Annotated in this window: 3 protein-coding genes and 1 tRNA gene; 3 read left to right on the top strand and 1 reads right to left on the bottom strand. The window is 71.0% G+C overall.

Annotated elements, in window-relative coordinates:
• Window positions 1–553 (bottom strand): RibD family protein (locus tag MTQ10_RS29750; RefSeq protein WP_247473575.1); only part of this gene is annotated, 553 nt, incomplete at its 3' end.
• Window positions 554–642: 89 nt separating this feature from the next.
• On the opposite strand from MTQ10_RS29750, the gene MTQ10_RS29745 reads away from it, so the two are divergent.
• The 3 genes from MTQ10_RS29745 to MTQ10_RS29735 all read left to right on the top strand — a co-directional run bounded on the left by MTQ10_RS29745 (window position 643) and on the right by MTQ10_RS29735 (window position 2,079).
• Window positions 643–1,158, top strand: coding sequence for a MarR family winged helix-turn-helix transcriptional regulator (locus tag MTQ10_RS29745; RefSeq protein WP_247473571.1), 516 nt, complete (start codon window positions 643–645; stop codon window positions 1,156–1,158).
• A gap of 125 nt (window positions 1,159–1,283) precedes the next feature.
• The gene (locus MTQ10_RS29740) at window positions 1,284–1,958 is read left to right on the top strand and encodes a GTP cyclohydrolase II (protein WP_247473568.1); all 675 of its coding nucleotides are present in this window, start codon (window positions 1,284–1,286) and stop codon (window positions 1,956–1,958) included.
• Window positions 1,959–2,005: 47 nt separating this feature from the next.
• Window positions 2,006–2,079: transfer RNA gene (locus MTQ10_RS29735), tRNA-Met, on the top strand.
• Window positions 2,080–2,464: the final 385 nt, after the last annotated feature.

The following is a 2,464-nucleotide window of genomic DNA, read 5'->3' as shown; positions in this document are numbered from 1 at the left end:
CGCCGACCAGGAGCGGGGCGAGGACCAGATGGAGTTCGTCGGCCAGTTCCTGCTGGAGGAGCTGGGTGTGGATCGTGCCTCCGCCCTCGACCATGAGCCGGCGTACGCCTCGTGTGTCGTGCAGGTGTTCCAGGAGGTCCGGCCAGTTCAGGTGCGGGCCCAGGGGGACCACTGTCGCGTGCTGGGTGATGCCGAGGGTGGAGGCGCGGGCGGCGCCCCGGTCGGTCGTGCAGAGGATCTTGTCGCCGCCCGTGTGCCAGAAATTCGCCGTCGGGTCCAGGTCGCCGGATGCCGAGACCGCCACTTTGAGGGGGTACTCGGGGCGGCCCGCCGCGACCCTGGCGGCGCGGCGCTTCTCGGAGTTGACCAGCAGGCGCGGGTTGTCGGCGCGGATCGTGCCGGCGCCGATGAGGATGGCGTCCGACGCGGCCCGTACCTCGTCGACCCTGTCGAAGTCGGCGGGGCTGGAGAGCAGCAGGCGCTCGGGGCCGGTGTCGTCCAGACAGCCGTCCAGGGAGACGGCGGCGGACAGCAGGACGTACGGGTACGGCATCGGCGCGCTCCACTCCCACGGCGGCCCGCGGGGCGGCGTACCCCGCAGATCATCTTGGTTCAAGTTTGAAACAAAACTACACTGGCGGCATGACGACCCGCTGGCTCACGCCCGAGGAGCAGCGCGCCTGGCGCGCCTACATCGCCGCGACGCACCTCCTGGAGGACGCGCTCGACCGGCAGCTCCAGCAGGACGCCGGCATGCCCCACCTTTACTACTCCATCCTCTCCACTCTCTCCGAGGCGCCGGAACGGCAGCTGCGGATGACCGACCTCGCGGAAGCCCTGAAGATCACCCGCAGCCGGCTCACCTACGCCGTGAACCGGCTGGAGAAGGACGGGCTGGTGCGGCGCGAGAGCTGCCGTTGGGACAAGCGGGGCAGCATCGCCGTACTGACCGACGAGGGCATGGCCGAGGTGGAGCGGGCGGCGCCCGGCCATGTGGAGACCGTACGCGCCTCGCTCTTCGACCACCTCGACGCCGAGCAGGTCGGGCAGCTGGAGGAGATCTGCGGGCGGATCGCCCGGGCGCTGGAGGGTGGGGACGGGGCGCGTCCCGCCGCCGATGACGTGCCCTGGCGGCGCCGGTCCTCCCCCTGCTCATGACGGCCCTGTGGCCCTGCCGGTGATCTGCGGCACATTTATTGCTTCAAGTTTGAAGCACGGGCTACGGTGAGTCGCAGGCTGCTGCTTCAAATCTGAAGCAAAGTGCGACACTCCGGAGGACCCGCATGGCCGACACTCCCGTCGTCCCCGCCGCCACGCAGCGCGCCCGCGTCCGGGTCCCGCTGTGCTTCGGTGACGGCTATCGCGTCGACGCCGATCTCGTCACCTTCCACGGCCTCGCCGACGGAGAGGAACACCTCGCCGTCGTTCTCGGAGAACCCGCCGGCCCCGACGCCGTGCCGCTCGTGCGGCTCCACTCCGAATGCCTGACCGGCGACGTCTTCGGCTCCGCCCGTTGCGACTGCGGCCCCCAGCTCCGTGAGGCCGTCGAACGCATCGCCGAACACGGCGGCGTCCTGCTCTACCTCCGCCAGGAGGGTCGCGGCATCGGCCTCTACAACAAGCTCGACGCGTACGCCCTCCAGGACGAGGGCCTCGACACCTACGAGGCCAACGCCGCCCTCGGCCTCCCCGAGGACGACCGCGACTACACCGCCGCCGCCCAGATGCTCCGCGCCCTCGGCATCGACCGGCTCGACCTGCTGTCCAACAACCCCGACAAGGCCGCCCAGCTCCGCGCCCTCGGCATCGACGTGCGCGACAGGGTCCCGACCGGCGTCTTCACCACCTCGCACAACGTCCGCTATCTGCGCGCCAAGGTCCTCCAGACGCAGCACACCCTGCCGCTCGCCGAGCTGGCGGCGCCTCCGCTGCGGGCCGCCGCGGCACCCCGGCGATAACCCGTTCGCAACCAGTCCCGCGCATGGCGTACACTGGTGACTACCGACGCGGGGTGGAGCAGCTCGGTAGCTCGCTGGGCTCATAACCCAGAGGTCGCAGGTTCAAATCCTGTCCCCGCTACTGAAGGCCGAGGGCCGGAAGCCGAAAGGTTTCCGGCCCTTGGTGCGTTCCACCGTCTTCCGCTGCGTTCCACCCTCTCCCCTGGGTGCGCCTGTACGTCATCCGCTCGGCCCTCCCCGCTCGCCCGCCGCCGCCGCTGCGGGAACCCTGGACGGACGGAACGAAACGCATCCGAGCGCAACGGTATGGATCGAACGGTACGTGTCGGGACGTGTCGGCGGGAGAACGAGAGTGCGGCCTGATGACGGGACAGGGGAGGGGCAGCCCGGCACCGGCTCCCACGGCGACCCCGACACCGGCCCCGAGCCCGGCACCGGCTCCCACGGCGACCCCGACACCGGCCCCGAGCCCGGCACCGGCTCCCACGGCGACCCCGCCCCGGACC

The sequence above is a fragment of the Streptomyces sp. XM83C genome, from assembly GCF_023072675.1.
Taxonomy (GTDB): domain Bacteria; phylum Actinomycetota; class Actinomycetes; order Streptomycetales; family Streptomycetaceae; genus Streptomyces; species Streptomyces thermocoprophilus.
Note: the sequence above shows the minus strand (reverse complement) of the source record. Positions and strands in the feature narration are given on the sequence as shown.

Bases quoted from the DNA above. Each gene is read 5' to 3' on its own strand.
- MTQ10_RS29740 (WP_247473568.1), top strand. From the start codon at position 1,284: ATGGCCGACACTCCCGTCGTCCCCGCCGCCACGCAGCGCGCCCGCGTC.
- MTQ10_RS29745 (WP_247473571.1), top strand. From the start codon at position 643: ATGACGACCCGCTGGCTCACGCCCGAGGAGCAGCGCGCCTGGCGCGCC.